This window comes from Haloarcula taiwanensis (assembly GCA_002844335.1).
GTDB classification, from domain to species: domain Archaea; phylum Halobacteriota; class Halobacteria; order Halobacteriales; family Haloarculaceae; genus Haloarcula; species Haloarcula taiwanensis.
In genome coordinates this window covers 248,506-265,146 of record CP019155.1, presented here as the reverse complement: position 1 = coordinate 265,146, position 16,641 = coordinate 248,506, and the positions used below count along the sequence as shown (strand labels likewise).

At 61.9% G+C, this 16,641-nt stretch carries 12 protein-coding genes; 5 read left to right on the top strand and 7 right to left on the bottom strand.

All coding sequences use genetic code 11. From position 1 onward, the window contains the following. Positions 1–58: 58 nt before the first annotated feature. Together BVU17_16340 and BVU17_16335 are read right to left on the bottom strand one after the other, a co-directional pair. Positions 59–979 carry a hypothetical protein gene (locus BVU17_16340; protein AUG49148.1) on the bottom strand — a complete coding sequence of 307 codons (921 nt, stop codon included), beginning with the start codon at positions 977–979 and terminating at the stop codon, positions 59–61. 303 nt (positions 980–1,282) lie between these two features. Then, entirely contained in the window at positions 1,283–2,581 is a 1,299-nt protein-coding gene (locus BVU17_16335) for an N-ethylammeline chlorohydrolase (GenBank protein AUG49147.1), read from the bottom strand. Between the two features lie 142 nt (positions 2,582–2,723). Here BVU17_16335 and BVU17_16330 point away from each other — a divergent pair, with 142 nt between their 5' ends. From BVU17_16330 to BVU17_16320, 3 genes are all read left to right on the top strand, one after another. Then, the gene (locus BVU17_16330; GenBank protein AUG49146.1) at positions 2,724–4,067 is read left to right on the top strand and encodes a dihydroorotase; all 1,344 of its coding nucleotides are present in this window, start codon (positions 2,724–2,726) and stop codon (positions 4,065–4,067) included. Between the two features lie 158 nt (positions 4,068–4,225). Beyond that, positions 4,226–5,485, top strand: a complete 1,260-nt coding sequence (locus BVU17_16325) for a threonine synthase (GenBank protein ID AUG49145.1) — start codon at positions 4,226–4,228, stop codon at positions 5,483–5,485. Between the two features lie 231 nt (positions 5,486–5,716). Beyond that, entirely contained in the window at positions 5,717–7,120 is a 1,404-nt protein-coding gene (locus BVU17_16320) for a uracil permease (protein ID AUG49144.1), read from the top strand. 2 nt (positions 7,121–7,122) lie between these two features. On the opposite strand, the gene BVU17_16315 is transcribed toward BVU17_16320, so the two are convergent. From BVU17_16315 to BVU17_16300, 4 genes are all read right to left on the bottom strand, one after another. Next, entirely contained in the window at positions 7,123–8,157 is a 1,035-nt protein-coding gene (locus BVU17_16315) for a monooxygenase (GenBank protein ID AUG49143.1), read from the bottom strand. A 98-nt stretch (positions 8,158–8,255) separates the two neighbouring features. Beyond that, positions 8,256–9,248 (bottom strand): ABC transporter permease, encoded by a 993-nt coding sequence (locus BVU17_16310; GenBank protein AUG49142.1) that lies wholly within the window; start codon positions 9,246–9,248, stop codon positions 8,256–8,258. Continuing rightward, positions 9,248–10,348 (bottom strand): glucose ABC transporter permease, encoded by a 1,101-nt coding sequence (locus tag BVU17_16305; GenBank protein AUG49141.1) that lies wholly within the window; start codon positions 10,346–10,348, stop codon positions 9,248–9,250. Before BVU17_16305 ends, BVU17_16310 begins: the two co-directional genes overlap by 1 nt. Beyond that, entirely contained in the window at positions 10,348–12,012 is a 1,665-nt protein-coding gene (locus BVU17_16300) for an ABC transporter ATP-binding protein (GenBank protein AUG49140.1), read from the bottom strand. Before BVU17_16300 ends, BVU17_16305 begins: the two co-directional genes overlap by 1 nt. Before the next feature lie 308 nt (positions 12,013–12,320). Between BVU17_16300 and BVU17_16295 the strand changes: the two genes are divergently transcribed. Continuing rightward, complete coding sequence (locus BVU17_16295) at positions 12,321–13,472, top strand: BMP family ABC transporter substrate-binding protein (GenBank protein ID AUG49139.1); 1,152 nt, start codon at positions 12,321–12,323, stop codon at positions 13,470–13,472. Between the two features lie 194 nt (positions 13,473–13,666). After that, positions 13,667–14,785 (top strand): BMP family ABC transporter substrate-binding protein, encoded by a 1,119-nt coding sequence (locus tag BVU17_16290; protein AUG49138.1) that lies wholly within the window; start codon positions 13,667–13,669, stop codon positions 14,783–14,785. An 85-nt stretch (positions 14,786–14,870) separates the two neighbouring features. Here BVU17_16290 and BVU17_16285 read toward each other — a convergent pair whose 3' ends face one another. Then, the gene (locus tag BVU17_16285; protein AUG49137.1) at positions 14,871–16,583 is read right to left on the bottom strand and encodes an urease; all 1,713 of its coding nucleotides are present in this window, start codon (positions 16,581–16,583) and stop codon (positions 14,871–14,873) included. Between the last annotated feature and the right edge of the window lie 58 nt (positions 16,584–16,641).

Sequence of the window (16,641 nt, the reverse complement as noted above, 5' to 3'; positions counted from 1 at the left end):
AAAAACATTTTCCTTTTATAATGAAGGTTAATCCTCCGAGCGACCACCGAGAGGGTCGTTACTGACTGGTGGCAGTGATACGGCGCTTGATTTCGGCGTTCGAGACACGGATCTGATTGGCAGCGAGCCGATGAGTGACGAGGTCAAGGAGATCAAGCTCCGACAGTAACCTCCGTGCGTGCGTCTGGCTCAACTCAAGACGCTGGGTTACCTCGTCCAGCGAAGTGGCCTGTGTAACGGTCTGTGCGAGCTCAGCCACGGTGACGTCCCGAGAGATACCGAGTCCATCGGCGACGAGATTGTCGTCGCTGTCCTGCGAGTCCGCCTCAGCGAGCAACTCAGCGACAGATCTGGCTCCCAGTCCGTCCGAACTTTCGGCTTGACTGGTGTCGCTCGGCCTGTCGTCAGAAGGGTCTGAGCCACCAGACGGATCAGAATCGGTATCGGAATCATCTTGCACGTCTGCGAGGGTGAGTCCGCCTGCCTGTGGCGTCGTGTCAGTCGGGTCATGGATATCGTACTCTACCATGTACCGACGGACCGTTTCGGAGGTCACATCGGCGTCAAGCGCCTCGGTCATCTCCGGGAACGTATCGCAGGCGTCGTAGGCCGCCCGGAGTGCCTCGGGGTCTTTGTATGCTGGCACGGAGTCCGACTGCGAGAGGGTGTCCGCCAGTTCGTTGGACGTGTCATTCTCCCCCTCTGATGGAACCGGTATGTCGGTTCCGACGGGGACGGTAACAGTCACGTCAATCTCAATCCGTTTATCAGTTACATCGAACTCCTCCGCGTCAACGGATACGTCATCGTGAATCGAGAGTCCACCGAATACCGGCGTTGCGAGCGTCAGGTCGGCGCTGATTTCATCGTTATCCGCGGTCGTCTGACCCTTCACTGAGACCGACTTGACCTCAGTGTCAGACGAGTCGAGGCATTCGAGTACCTGCGTGAAAGTCTCAAAGGCGTCACTAACTACCATATGCCACTCACGCACACAGCCCCACTATTACATATGGGAACCAGAAACATTTGCTACAATATACTGGGTAGACAAATTTGGCCCCTCATCTACGCTAGAGTGGAAATCCCGTGTGTACAGAATGTGCACATTGGCGGTGGAATCAGAATCCCAACCATTGATATACACCCTCAGGGTGTAAATATGTGCGCTGTCGGAGAGGGTCCTTCAGGAGGGATCAGCGGACTAAATTTACACACTTAGGGTGTTATTGAATTGGGTCAAATGACAACAGATGTGAACTACACCGGTCCGACAACGTGGTTATAACCGTTCCCAGAGTTCGGCACTCGCATCGCCGACGGCGGTCATGTCCGAATCGTCGACACCAGCGACGCCTGAGTTCTGGTCGTACACAGGTACCCCGTCGATAATCGTCCGGGTCACATCCCCACGGCTTGCGGCGCTGACAACGTAGTAGGGAGCACTTTCGTCCAACACAGGGTTCGGACCCAGATCCAGCGTGACGAAATCACCGCATTTGCCGACCTCGATACTGCCGACAGCGTCGTCCATCCCCAGCACCGCCGCACTGCCGATTGTCGCCCATTCGAGCGCGGTCGCCATGTCGAAGCCGCTCGGGTTGCGCTGCTTGAGTTTGTGTATGCCGACGGCCGAACGCATGGTCTCGAACATATCCGGATCCCACCCGTCGTCACCGAGTCCGATTGTCAGCTCGTGGGCTTGCATCGTTTCGACATCGGCGATACCGACAGCGTTGTTGATGTTAGAATAGGGGTTGTGAGCGACGCTCACGTCGTTTTCTGCGAGGATTTCGATTTCGGACTCGGTAGAATGGACGCAGTGGGCGGCGATGACTTCGGCGTCAAAAAAGCCCATGTCTTCTAACGCTGGTACCGGTCGTTTGCCGTAGTCGGCAATAGATTCGTGAACGTCGACCAGCCCCTCTTCGAGATGTATCTGGATAGGGCGGTCGTCGTCGGTGGCCCTGTCGACACACTCTCTCACGATGTCTTCGGTGTTGGTGAACAGCGTGTGGAGGCAGTAGTGGCCAGACACGGAGTCGTACCGGTCTTCCGCTTCGTCGATGAATCGCGTATTCTCCGCGATTCCGTCTCTGGCCTGGGCCTCGGAGCTACGGGCTGTCGTCTCGAAGGAAATCATCCCGCGGATCGGCGTCTGTGACACCCCCTCGGCAACGGCATCGAGACCGCCCGGCAGCGTGTTCGGCCCAGAGTAGTTGTCACAGAAGGTAGTGACGCCGCTCTGCAGCATTTCGGCGCAGGAACCCAGTGCGGACAGGCGAGCGCCACGTTCGGTAAACGCCTCGTCGACGTTCCACCAGATGTCGACAAGCGCTTCGTAAAAGCTCTCAGGTGACGCAGCGAGGGGCGCGCCGCGAATCGGGAGCGCGTACATATGAGTATGGCAGTTCACCAGTCCCGGGATGACGACTTCGTCAGTGGCGTCGATCACGTCGGCCCCCGACGCGTAGCCGTCCTCGATAGCGACGATGTCACCGTCCTCGACAACGACGTGTGCCTCCGACCGGACCGTGCGCGCATCGTCCATGGTGATGAGCGTCCCTGCGTTCAGTATCACAGGTTGGCGGTAACCGTCAATCGACTAAAAGCTACTCCGCCCCAGAACAGCCTTAGCAGCCACCGTAGCACAACAAGCGTGTGCGACGGATGTGGCGTCTCACACACCAACTGTTTTCGTCATTCGCCCGGGCTGTTACAGCATGACAGACATTCACATCAAAGATGCACAGGTGGTAACGGCGTCGGGCGTCCGGAGCGGTGAAATCACGATATCCGACGGGACGATAGACGCTGCCGGTCCCGTGTCGTCGGTCCCAGCCCCCAGTGACCCGGATGCTGTCATCGACGCTGACGGCATGGTCGCGCTTCCGGGCGCTATCGACGTACACACGCATATGCACGACGACGAGCTGTTTCCGGACGGGATCGACTTCGCGTCACAGACCGCGAGTGCGGTCGCCGGTGGAGTGACGACGGTCATCGAGTTACCGACACAGACCCCGATCACAACCCCAGATGCACTGCAGGAGAAAGCAGAGACGTGCTCCGCGCTGGCCCACGTCGATTTCGGCCTCGTTGCGGGCAACGTGCAAGACCCTGAAATCGACGTGACCGGCATCATGGACGCCGGAACAGCAGATTTCAAGACATTTACCGCTGACCCGTATCTGGCTGACGACGAAACCATCGCCCGGCTCATGCGGCGTGTCGGCGATGCCGGGGGAACAGTTCGTGTTCACTGCGAGACGCAAGGACTGCTCGACGACGCACGGTCGACTATCGACGGCGACGAACCCGACGTGTACATGGACTCACGACCGCTGGAGGCCGAACTTGACGCGATCTCTCGGGCGGGCTATTTCGCAGAATACGCCGACTGTCCGCTACACGTCGTCCACATCTCAAGTGGGAGCGGTGCGCGCGAAGCCGGGCGCTTCAAATCACGAGCCAACGTTCCAGTTACGCTCGAAACCTGTCCACAGTATCTAGCCTTCTCGAAAGATGACGTTGCCGACAGGGGACCGTTCCTGAAGGTCAATCCCAGCCTCAAATCCGACACCCAGCGGGAGCGGCTCTGGGATGCAGTACAGGACGGGACAATCGACATCATCGGCACGGATCACTTCCCGACCTACCGCGAGACGCGCGAAGCCGGCTGGGAGGATATCTGGGAGCCCTACGCCGGGCTCCCGGGCGTCGAGACGATGGTCGAGTTCCTCGTCAGCGGCGGCGTCCACGAAGGCCGGATATCTTGGCCGCGGCTCCGCGAACTCGTGTGTGCGGCACCGGCCCGGAGCGCTGGGATCTATCCGAAAAAAGGCTCGCTACAGGCCGGAACAGATGCGGACGTGGTACTCATTCGGACTGAAGAGTACGAGGTCACTGCCGACGACCAAACGTTCGTGGGAGACTGGACGCCATACGAAGGACAGCACTGGAACGCGCGTGTGGACACAGTCATTGCCGGCGGTGAGGTTGTCGCAACGGATCACAAGGTCCACTCAACGGCGGGTCGTGGGCAGTTCCTGGACCGCCCGCTGTAACAGTGGTATCATCGTCTGATATGACAAGCGAGTCACGCATTGATGTGTGGTGTGTGAGCTATGTGTGATGGTGTGCCAGTCACGACAGAGGCGATTCGCCTCACAATCGAGTTGGAGCCACAGTACGGTTTTATGCCCGGTTGTACTCAGGATGTGGTATGGGCATGACGCAAGTCACAACCCTCGAGTGTACACTCTGTGGGGCGGAGTACGACCCGAACCAGATCATCTACACCTGTCCCGAACACGAGGGCGTGAAGGGGATACTTGAAGTAACGTACGACTACGATGCGATTGACGACGCGTTCGACGGTGACCTCGGCGGACCGATACCGAGCCAGTGGAAATACGAGGCCTTCCTGCCAGTCGCAGCGGACGCCGATATCGTGACGCTCAACGAGGGCGGGACAGACCTCTTCGACGCGCCGAACCTCAGCGACGCGCTAGGCGTCGAGACGCTTGTCAAAGACGACGGGCGGAATCCAACCGGCTGCTTCAAGGACCGTGCCAGCGCTATCGCTGTCACGAAAGCCAAACACGCCGGTCGGGACATCATCACCTGTGCCTCGACCGGGAACGCCGCCGCGTCGCTGTCGGGCTACGCCGCCCGCGGGGGGATGGACTGCCGTATTTTCGTTCCCGGTGACGCTCCGACAGGAAAGCTCGCACAGCCGCTCGTCTACGGTGCGGACGTACTCGCTGTCAACGGCAGCTACGACGAAGCCTACGACCTCAGCGTCGAGGTCACCGAGAAGTACGGCTGGTACAACCGCAATGCGGCGATCAATCCGTTTCAGGTCGAGGGCAAGCGCACCGTCGGCCACGAACTCGCCGACCAGTCCGTCGCTCGCGGGCACGTCCCGGACTGGGTCGTGTTCTCGATGGGAGACGGCTGCACGATAGCCGGAGCCTGGAAGGGGTTCAAGGAGTTCTACGACCTCGGCTACGTCGACGACCATCCGAAGATGCTTGGCGTCCAGGCTGAGGGGGCGTCAGCCATCCACGACGCCTTCCACGATCACGGGAACATCGACGAAATCGCCGAAACGCTGGCCGATTCAATCGCGGTCGGACGGCCGCGGAACACCATCAAAGCCTGCCGCGCGCTGGAACAGAGCGGCGGAACGAGCGTGCTGGTCTCCGATGAGGAGATTCTAGAGGCCGAAACGTTACTTGGCAGCACCGAAGGGATCTATTCCGAGCCGGCGGGAGCAGCGCCAATTGCCGGCGTCCAGACGGCACTCGACCGGGGTATCATCGAACAGGATGAAACCGTCGTCGTAGTGTCCACTGGTTTCGGCCTGAAGGACACGAAAAGCGCCGAGAAGGCGACCGGTGGAGTAGACCGAATCGACCCCGAAATCGCGGAGGTCGAAGGCCTGTACGGCACGGCCGATGAAGCCGCGGCCGACGACTGACGCTATCGACGGTTGCCCCAACACTGACCAGCACGCTGTCGTTTTACAATCAGACTCGACACACTGGCAAGCCAAGCAGTTGCAGTTCGAAACTGAAGCAGGTCGCATATGCGACAAATATCACCTGTTCGCGAGACATACGAATAGGTATCCCGGGTAAAGTTAAACACATATATTGGTATAAGGATTCTAGTAGGTGGATTGAAAAGACAGGCGGCTGGATGGCGTCCTATGAGCGGTCCGGAGGGAGAACGGCAGTCAGTCGTACTGTACGATATCGAGGATAAACCGCCGTTAGGGAAGGCAATCCCGCTCGGCATCCAGCACGTGCTTGCGATGTTTCTGGGCAACGTCGCGCCCCCGCTCATCCTCGCCGGGGCCGTCGGCTCCGTTACAGGGGAGACGACGTTTCTCGTCCAGATGGCGCTTATCGTCGCCGGCATCGCAACTATTGTTCAGGCGTACCCGGTCGGCCCCGTCGGCGCGCGGCTTCCGGTGGTCATGGGAACCAGTTTCGCGTTTCTCGGCCCGCTCATCGGCATTGGGAACCAGTTCGGTCTCGCCGCCGTCTTCGGCGCGTCGCTGCTTGCTGCGCCGGTCGAAATCATCATGGGCGTTTCGTTCGACCGGTTCAGGCGGTTTTTCCCGCCGCTGGTCACCGGCATCGTCGTGATGCTCATTGGACTGACGCTTATCCCCACGGGAATGAACTACGCCGCGGGCGCGTCGGCCGGCCCGTCAGCTGAGGGATACGGTTCCTTCGTGAACCTCGGCCTGGCGGGGCTCGTTCTGATTGTCACGGTCGGGCTAAACCAGTTCTTCGAGGGGTTTCTCCGCGTCATCAGCGTGTTCGTGGGCATCATCGTTGGGTACGCTGTTGCGCTCGCGCTGGGCGTGGTCGACCTCTCGGCCGTCGCCGCCGCCGGGTGGGTGACGGTCCCGGTCCCGCTCAAGTACGGACTCGCCTTCGAGCCAAGCGCCGTCGTCACCGTGGCGTTCCTCTACATCATCACCGGCATGGAGACAATCGGCGACATCTCGGGGACGGTGTCGGCTACCGGGCGGGACGCCACCCGTGAGGAAATCCGGGGCGGCCTCGTCGCCGACGGCGTGATGAGCGTTTTCGGCGCAGTGTTCAACGCACTCCCGAACACGTCGTTCTCGCAGAACGTCGGCCTGGTGAATTTCACCGGCGTCGCAAGCCGCTACGTCGCCGGCATCGGGGGCGTTGTGCTCCTGGCACTCGGGTTTGTCCCGAAGGTCGGCGCGGTCGTTTCGGCGATGCCTGACGCAGTGCTGGGCGGCGGCGCACTTATTCTGTTTGCGATGATATTCTCCTCGGGAGCGCGCCTCATCACCCAAAATGTCGAACTCGACCATCGTAACTCGACTATCCTCGCAATGTCGATGGCGCTGGGCCTTGGGGTCGCGTTCCGCCCCGAAATCCTCCAGAACTTCCCGTCGGAGGTCCAGACGCTGTTCGGGTCCGCGCTCGTCACCGGCGGGATGGCTGCCCTCGTTCTCAACATCGTGTTCCCGGGTGGGAGCGTCGGGACGGGGCCGACCGAGTACACCGCCGGGCTGGAGCCGAGTCAGGCTGACCCGGGGACCGGCGCGCCGCCGGTCGACGACTGAGCCTACAGGTAGCCGTCGGCGAACTCGTCTATCAGCAGCCGCCGGTCGTCGCCAAGCGGGTAGAGAATCGGACACTGACAGCCGGTCTCGGCGTACTCGCGGACCTTCTCGCGGCACTGTTCGGGCGTCCCGCTGGCGGTGAGCTTGTGGACCACGTCGTCCGGGATGAGGTGCATCCCCTCCTGGATGTCTTCGTGGTCGGCCGGCCACCCGCCGATGGTCTCGCCCACCTCGTCGATGAGGTCCTGGCTGACGCCGCTCGCTTTCATGATGTGGGGCTGTTGCCCGAGGTACTGCGTGATGAGTTCGCGGGCGTTGTCCAGGGCCGTCTCCTCGTCGTGGTCCATCGAGCAGACGACCAGCTGTGGCCGGTCGATGTCCTCCAGCGTCCGGCCGCCGCGCTCGGCACCGGTCTCTAGGGCGTCGAGGGCCTTCTCGTTGTACTCGGGGCTGACGAGGTAGTTCAACAGCGCGCCGTCAGCGAAGTGACCGGTGAGTTCCAGCATCTTGAACCCGGTCCCGCCGACGTAGACGGGCACGGTGCGTGGCCCGTCGTCGCCGTGAACGACGTCCAGTTCCACGTCGCGCATCTGGACGAACTCGCCGTCGTAGGTGACGTTCTCCATGTCGAGCAGGTCTTGCGTCACCTCGACGCATTCCCGCATCGCCCGCAGTGCGCCGCTGCGGTCGATGCCGACCTTCTCGGCCAGCGGATCCCACCAGGCCCCGATACCGCACATGATGCGGTCCGGGCCGGCGAGTTCCTCCAGCGTGCTCATCGACTGCGCTATCAGCGCCGTGTTGCGCGTCCAGTTGTTGATGACACCGGTCCCGAGTTTGATGTCGTCGGTGACCGCAGCGTACGCCCCGAGTGGGGACACGGCGTCGCGTGCGAGTCGCGATTCTGCTTGCCAGATCTCGTCGATGCCCTGCTCTTCTGCGTACTGCACGAGTTCCACGTTCTCTTCTAGCGAGTGTTTGTCCTGTAAGTAGAGACCGACACGGTCGCCTCTCTCGAAGACCTGATTGGCGCTCATGAGACATGCTGAATTCTCCGAATATGGATAAATAGATTGGCCACACACACGGTCTGTGGAAGGTGTGGCCGCCGATACTGGCGCGCGTCGCGGACCGGTTAGTCCGTCTCGCGGCTATAGGACTGCAACAGCGCCGACGGGACCGCGAGCTGGTCGCTTTTCGTCCGGATGACGGCGTAGGCCAGCACAATAATCGTCGCCAGGTAGGGGTACGTCCCCATGATCTGTGGCGTCATGAGGAACTCGACGATTGGGTTGATGACCCCGGCGAGCGGCGCGTCAGGACCCAGCGTCAGCGAGATGGACTGCGAGCGAATGCGCAACGCGTCGAGCAGTCCGAACAGGTACGCCCCCACGAGCATCCGGCGGGGCCGCCACTGGGCGAAGATGACCAGTGCGACGGCAATCCAGCCCCGGCCCGCGGTCATGCCGGGGACCCAGAGCTGCGAGAAGGCCAGCGAGAGGTGTGCGCCCGCCGCGCCAGCAAACCCGCCACCGATAAGCACCGCGAGATACCGCAGCCTGAACACGGACACGCCCATCGTGTCCGCCATCTCCGGGTCCTCGCCGACGGCTATCATCTCCAGCCCCAGGTTCGAGTGGTGCAGGAAGTACCAGACCACGACCAGCAGGCCGAGTGCGAGGTAGTCCGTCGCCGTGCTCCGGAAGAGCGCCTCGCCGACGACCGGGACGCCGACGAGGTACTGCCCGACGAGCGGGAACGTCATCTGCGGGAAGCCGTCGATGGACTCCTCGACCCAGCCGGACCCGAAGAAGGTCGTGAGACCGGTCCCCAGGAGCGTCAGCATGACGCCGCTGATGACCTGGTTCGACTTCAGCGTGATACAGAGGAAGGCATGCACCAGCGCCAGCACCATCCCCAGGAGGATGCCGACGCCGAACCCGAGCCAGTGGCTCCCAGTGAGGACGGTCGTGATGAACCCGCCGAGCGCGCCGACGAGCATCATCCCCTCGACGCCGAGGTTGAGGACACCCGCCCGCTCACTGATGAGTTCCCCCATCCCGGCCAGCAGGAGCACGGTCGCCGCCTGAACGGTCGCATCGAGCAGGCCGGCGATGAACGTCACCATCAGTCGTCACCTCGCTGTGGCTGGGCAGGCGTCTCTGTTGGCCCGCGTTTGATGTCGATACCGACACGATAGCTCTTGAAGAACTCCGCAGTGATCAGAAAGAGGATGACGAGCGCCTGGATAATCTCGACCAGCGCCGCGGGCACGCCGAAGGCCACCTCCATGCTCGACCCGCCGACGAACAGCACAGCGAAAAACAGGCCGGCGAGCAAGACCTTGAGCGCGCTGTTGCGCCCGAGCAGGGCGATCGGGATGGCGGTGAAGCCGTAGCCGGGTTCGAACCCGGCACGGTACCGCCCCTGTGCACCGGCAATTTCGCTGATGCCGCCCATGGCCGCGAACGCGCCCCCGACGACGAACACGAAGAGATACACGTAGAACTTGCTCATCCCCGCCTGTCGGGCGGCCTCGTGGTTCGAGCCGACGAAGGTAATCTCGAAGCCGAGCCGCGTTCGCGTCATCAGGACGTAGGTCACCACGACCATACAGACGGCGACGAGCAGGCCGGCATGGACGCCGCTTACCAGTTCAGGAATCGTCGCGGCCTCGGAGAACCGCTCCGATTGTGGAAAGTTCCCGGTGCCGCCCTGCATCGGCCCGCGGAGGAGGTAGCTCTGGAGTTCGAGGGCGACGAACGTCAGTAGTAGCGACGTGATGATCTCGTTGACATCCCACTTCGCACGCAGGTACGCCGGGATGCCAGCCCAGATACCGCCGGCTACGGCCGCGGCGACGAACATCAGCGGGACCAGTGCCAACCCCGGGAGCGAGACGTTCAGCCCGATCCACGTCCCGGCAAGCGCACCGGCGACGAGCTGTCCCTCAGCCCCGATGTTGAAAAGGCCCGCCTTCAGCGGGAGATACACCGCCAGGCCAGTGAGAATCAGCGGTACCGCCTTCGTCAGCGTCTCGGTGAGTCCGAACTCGGTCACGAGCGTGTCGACGAACATCGTCGCGTACGCCGCAACAGGGTTCACGTCGAGGACGACCAGCGCGATGGCGCTGACCGCCAGCGCGGCGAGAACCGTGAACACGGGCGTCCCGTACGCCAGCCAGACAGGAATGTCTTCGCGCGCGTCGACGGTTACTGCGACGTTCATCAGCTCTCACTCCCCTGCGTGACTCCGGGCGAGGGCGGCGATGTGTCCACTTCGCCTCCGTCGTCGCCACCACCGCCGGTCATCTCCAGACCGATCCGTTCCCGGTCGGCCTCGGCCGGTGTCGTCTCGTAGACGAACTCACCCTCGTAGACGACGAGAATCCTGTCGCTCAAGTCAAATATTTCGTCCAGGTCCTCCGAAAGCAGGATAATACCGGTGCCTGCCTTCCGCTGTTCAAGCAACGTTTCCCTGATGAACTCGATTGCCCCAACGTCGACGCCACGGGTGGGTTGGTTGGCGACGAGCAGGTCCGGGTCGCGGTAGATTTCTCGCGCCAAGATTAGCTTCTGGAGGTTCCCTCCGGAGAGGTCGCCGGCCTTTGTCTCGGTCACGTCGCTGACACCTCTGACATCGAACTCATCGACCAGCGTTTCGGCGTAGTCACGGAGTGCCCCGTAGTCAAGGAACGGCCAGTCGCCGAACCCGCCGTCTCTGAAGTCCTTCATCGTGGCGTTGTGCATCACCGAGAGGTCCTCAGCACAGCCGTACTGGAGCCGGTCCTCGGGGACGAACGAGACGCCGCTGTCGACGAACGTCTTCGGTTTCGCGCCGGTGATATCTTCGCCGTTGACCAGTATCTCGCCGGCTGTCACGTCACGGATACCAGCCATGACCTCAGCGAGTTCTTTCTGGCCGTTGCCGCTTACGCCCGCGATACCGACGATTTCGCCCTGTCGAACCGTCAGGTCGACGCCGGAAAGAGCTTCGATATTTCGGTTATCAGTGGCCTTGACCCCGCGTGCGCGAAGGACCGGCTCACCGAGGTCGACCGCTTCCCTGTCTATTTCGAACAGGACTTCACGGCCGACCATCATCTCCGCGAGGTCCGCCCGGGAGACTGACGACACCTCGGCGGTCCCGACGTTTTGCCCCTCTCGGAGCACCGTTACCCGGTCGACGATAGCGTCGACCTCGGTGAGCTTGTGGGTAATGAAGATTATCGAGAGTCCTTCGTCGGTCAGGCGTTCGAGCGAGTCGAAGAGCCGCTCGGCTTCCGTCGGTGTGAGGACCGCCGTCGGTTCGTCGAGAATCAAGAGGTCGACATCACGGTACAGCGCTTTGAGTATCTCGACGCGCTGTTGCTGGCCGACATCGAGCTCCCAAATCTTTGCGCTCACGTCGATATCGAACCCGTACTGGTCCGCTAACTCCTGAATCCGTTGTTCGGGCACGTCGAGGCCTAACGAAAACTGCCCGGCAAGCGCTTGGACGAGACTGTTGTTTCGAACTGCCGCCGGAAGCCAGCTGTCCTCCGCATCGCTGCGGAACGCTGTGGCCGGTTCACGTTCACCGAGCACGACGTTCTCGGCGACTGTGAGACGTGGTATCAGCATGAAATGCTGGTGGACCATCCCAATCCCGGCGTCGATGGCGTCCTGTGGCGACTCCAGGTCGAGTCGCTCGCCGTCAAGGTAGATGTCGCCGTCATCCTGCGAGTAGAGCCCGTACAGAATCTTCATCAGTGTACTTTTTCCCGCACCGTTTTCGCCGAGGAGGCCGTGAATTTCTCCGCGCTCGACGGAGAGGTTGACGTGGTCGTTGGCGACGACCCCGGGGAACTCCTTCAGAATCCCCTCCATCCTGAGCGTGGTGTGTTCGGACATGCTCTCTGGTCTTGGGCGGGTATCAACAATGTAGTGGCATAATTGTTTCCAAAGGTAGCTATATTCGCCGTCCAGACCGTGAAATGCCGGACATTTGCCAAGTATCAGTTGTTGTGTGCTAGCGACTGTTGTCGATCTGGGTTGCGTTTGTCGACGCAGACAATAGTATTGACATATAATCCAGATAGTTGCCAGATATAGCTATATTAGTCCAGTTCTACAGCAGATATCTGGATAGTAGGGTAGCGAAAGCTGCGTGAACGGAACAATTTAAGTCACTGATTCTGCAATGGCTACCCGATTAGTCAATGGTTGACAAGAGCCACACTAGATCGAGACGAGAGTTACTGGCAGCGCTTGGGGCAGCAGGAATTACCGGGCTGGCCGGTTGCAGCGGTGGCGGTGATGGCGGCGATGGCGGCGACAGCGGGGGCGGGACCGGCACCGCCGACGGGGGAGCCGCTGCGGGGACCGCGACCAGCAGTGACGACATGGATTCGGTCACCGCCGCGTGGGTGTACAATTCCGAGGTCGGCGACCTCGGGTGGTCCTGGGCCCACAACGAGGGTCGGAAGGCAGTCGCAGCAGAGTACGACTGGTTAGAGACCGAGTACACCGAGGCTGTTGCCCCCGCTGATTCCGAGCGGGTGTTCGAGCAGTACGCGCAGGGTACTGCCGATATCATCTTCGGCTGTACGTTCGAGTATCAGGACCCGATGGCGTCCGTGGCGGAGCGATACTCCGACACCTATTTCGAACACAACACCGGCTACCTGACGATGGAGAACATGGGACGGTACATGGGCCGGATCTATCAGCCCCGGTATCTCGCCGGGCAGGCAGCAGGGACCGTAACCGAGACAGACACGCTGGGATACGTGGCGGCATTCCCGATCCCGGAGGTCATCCGTGGAATCAACGCCTACGCGCTCGGGGCCGCGTCTGTCAACGACAGCGCGACGCTGAAAGTCAGATGGACGAACTCCTGGTTCGACCCGCCGACAGAGAGCGAGGCGGCGAACGCCCTGCTGGACGAAGACGTCGACGTAATGGCCCAGCATCAGGACTCCCCCGCAGCGCTCAGAGCGGCCTCCGATGCAGGTATCTGGGCGACCGGCTACGACGCTCCGATGGGCGACATCGCCGGCGAGAACTATCTCACCTCCCCGATCTGGCACTGGGAGGAGTTCTACGGTCCGACTATCGAGTCTGTCAGGGACGGGACCTGGGAATCCGATGCGTACTGGGAAGGCATCGAGTCAGGCATCTGTAGTCTGGACGACTGGGGGCCAGAAGTGCCCCAGGAAACGAAAGATACCGTCTCGGAGTCACGGTCAGCGATACTCGACGGCGAGCTGGACATCTGGGCCGGTTCGGCGTTCGAAGGCGAGAGCGACGAGTTCCTCTTCCAGGAGATGAGTAGCTACGTCGACGCCGTCGAGGGTGAGGTCCCGAACTGATCCCGACACCGGTTTCGGGCTGTGGTAATCGCTTGGGTATTACTGTGGTCCGCAGGCACATATAACCACGTTCGTAGGACTATTCTGGATTGTATGATATTTTGTCCAACTGTAACCAGATCTATTCGTTCGCTGCAAGGTCAAGAATGGTATCGTTTAAGTAGGAGTTTCCGCTACCTCTACCCAGTTCAGTAATGGTGAATACCAACCGAACGATATCGCGGCGGGAGATCCTGGGCGCGCTTGGGGCAACAGGAGCAACCGCACTAGCCGGCTGTAGTGGCGGGAGCGGCGACAGTGAGACGACTGACGGGACAGCGACCGGCGGCGATGGAGGCTCCGGGTCGGACTCCGTCACCGCCGCGTGGGTGTACATCTCAGAGGTGGGCGACCTCGGGTGGTCCTGGGCCCACGACGAGGGCCGGAAGGCGGTTGATGAAAAGTACGACTGGCTGGAAACCGAGTACACCGAGGCTGTCGCGCCGGAAGATTCGGAACGCGTGTTCGAGCAATACGCGCAGGGCGACGCCGACATCGTCTTCGGGACGACGTTTGGCTACCAGGACCCGATGTTCAACATTGCGGAACAGTATCCCGACACCTACTTCGAGCACGCGACCGGCTATCGAACCCGGGAGAACATGGGGCGGTACATGGGTCGGATCTACCAACCTCGGTATCTCGCCGGGCAAGCCGCCGGGATGGTGACCGAAAACAACACCATCGGCTACGTCGCCGCGTTCCCGATTCCCGAAGTCATCCGTTCTATCAATGCGATGGCGCTCGGTGCGCGGTCGGTGAACCCGGACGCGACGTTCAAGATTCGGTGGGTCAACGCGTGGTTCGACCCACAGACCTCGAAACAGGCCGCCAACTCACTCATCGACGAGGGCTGTGACGTTATCTCACAGGAGCAGGACTCCCCCGCCCCGGTCAGGGCCGCAAACGAGGCGGACGTGTGGGCCTCGGGCTACAACGCGCCGATGGGGGAGTTCGGCGGCGACAACTACCTCATTTCGCCGGTCTGGAACTGGGAAGAGGTCTACGACCCGACCATCTCCGCGGTCCGGGACGGGACTTGGGAATCCGACGCCTTCTGGGGCGGCATGGAGACGAACCTCCCTGCGCTCGACGAGTGGGGTCCGGCGGTCCCGCAGGAGGTCAAAGACACCGTCGCGGAAACGGAAGAGAAGATCGTCAACGGCGACCTCGACGTCTGGGCCGGCTCGCCGTTCGAGGGCGAGAGCGACGAGTTCCTCTTCCAGGAGATGAACAGTTTCGTCGACGCCGTCGACGCCGAAGTGCCGGAGTAGCGCGGTCCGGTTCGCGGTTCGGTTTTCGCTTCGCGTCGTCACGGACCGAGAAGCTACCGACCAGCGCGCAGAGCGTGTCAGTCAGCTATTCGTCGGCGCGGTCGAGTTCGGGACGGGTCCCACCGCCCCACTCCTCGTAGGAGCGAAGCACCGCGCCGTTGCGAGCGCCGGTCTGCTCGCCGTCCCGGACGGCGATTTCGCCGCCGACGAGGACGTACTCCATCCCGTCGGTGTACTGGAACGGCTCCTCGTAGGTGGCGTTCGCGGACACGGAATCGGGGTCGAAGGCCACGAGGTCCGCGACGTATCCCTCGCGGACGTAGCCGCGGTCCCTGAGACCAAGGATGTCGGCGGGGTTGCCTGCGGCCTTGCGGGCCATCAGTGCCGGCGAGAGCACGTCCCGCTCTCGGACGTAGCGTTCGAGGATGCGGCCGAACGCTCCGATGGCCCGCGGGTGGGGTTTCCCGCCGAAGATGCCGTCGGTGCAGAACGTGCCGCGGTCGTCGGCGAGGAACCGCTCGATGTCTTCCTCGGCCATCACGAAGTCCGCCATCGTCACGTCCAACTCTTCCGCGACAAGCAGGTCACACATCGCGTCGACCGGTTCGCTGTCGACCTCCGCGGCGATGTCCGCAATGGTTTCACCCTGATAGCGCCCGCTTCCCGTCCGCGTAATGAGGATGTTATCCCACGAGCCGGCGGCGTACGCGAGGTTCTCCCAGTCGCCCGGCTGAGAGATGTCGGCGGCGATGCGGTCCCGAACTGCTGCGGAGTTGAGACGGTGACGGATGGCCTCCGAGTCACCCTGTCGCGCCCACGGCGGCAACAGCGCAGTGAGCATCGTCGATCCGGCCGTGTAGGGGTACTGGTCGAAGGTGACCCGCTGGCCACGGGCAACGGCATCGTCGAACAGGTCGAGGACAGCCTCTGAATTCCCCCAGTTCTGCTGGCCGCCGACCTTGAGATGGGAGACGTGGGCGTGACAGCCGCCGCGTCGGCAGATGTCCAGATACCGGTCGATGGACTCGACTACGCGGTCCGTCTCGTTCCAGACGTGTGAGATCATAAACGAGTCACGCTTGGCGAGAGTGTCCGCCAGCGCCACCAGTTCGTCGTCACGAGCGTAGGAACTCGGCGGGTATATCATCCCTTTGGACATACCGAACGCGCCCTCTTCCAGCGCAACTTCGAGCTCCTGTCGAATCGCGTCGAGTTCACCGGGCGCTGTGTCGTGGTCCGATTTTGGTCTATCCAGCCGGTGACCGGTGACTGGCCCGGCGGCGACAACGTGTTCACCGCTAAGTGGGCGGTCCTCGAATCCGGCCAGCATCGACCGGATGTTGCCGTGTGGGGCGTAGTACGCACAGTTGACGGCTGGTTCGGCGGATTCAAGCGCTTCGAGGTAGCCGGAAACGGTGTGCCACGGCCACGTTTCGCCCAGCGTGCCGTCAAGTGACTTGACCCGTTCCGCCCACTCGTCGGTGAGGTTCGGCGGCACCGGCGCGACACTGACACCGTCTTGGCCGAGGACTTCCGTCGTGATCCCCTGTGTCAGTTTCTCCTTTGCCCCGGGACGTCCGAACAGCCGCAGTTCCGAATGCGCGTGCATGTCGATGAACCCCGGCGCGAGATACAACCCGTTGAGGTCAACGACGCGGTCGGCGTCCAGCGGGGCGTCGCTGATAGCGTCGATTCGACCGTCGGCGACACGCACGCTCGCAGTGAACGGAGGGCGACCGCTCCCGTCCAGCACCCGCGCGTCTCGAAACGCGATAGACGCGACACTCGGCTCGGTCATGTCTGCCGACTCGCGGAACGGTCGTTTGGCTCTTTCGGTGGTCCCGACCGTGTGTCAC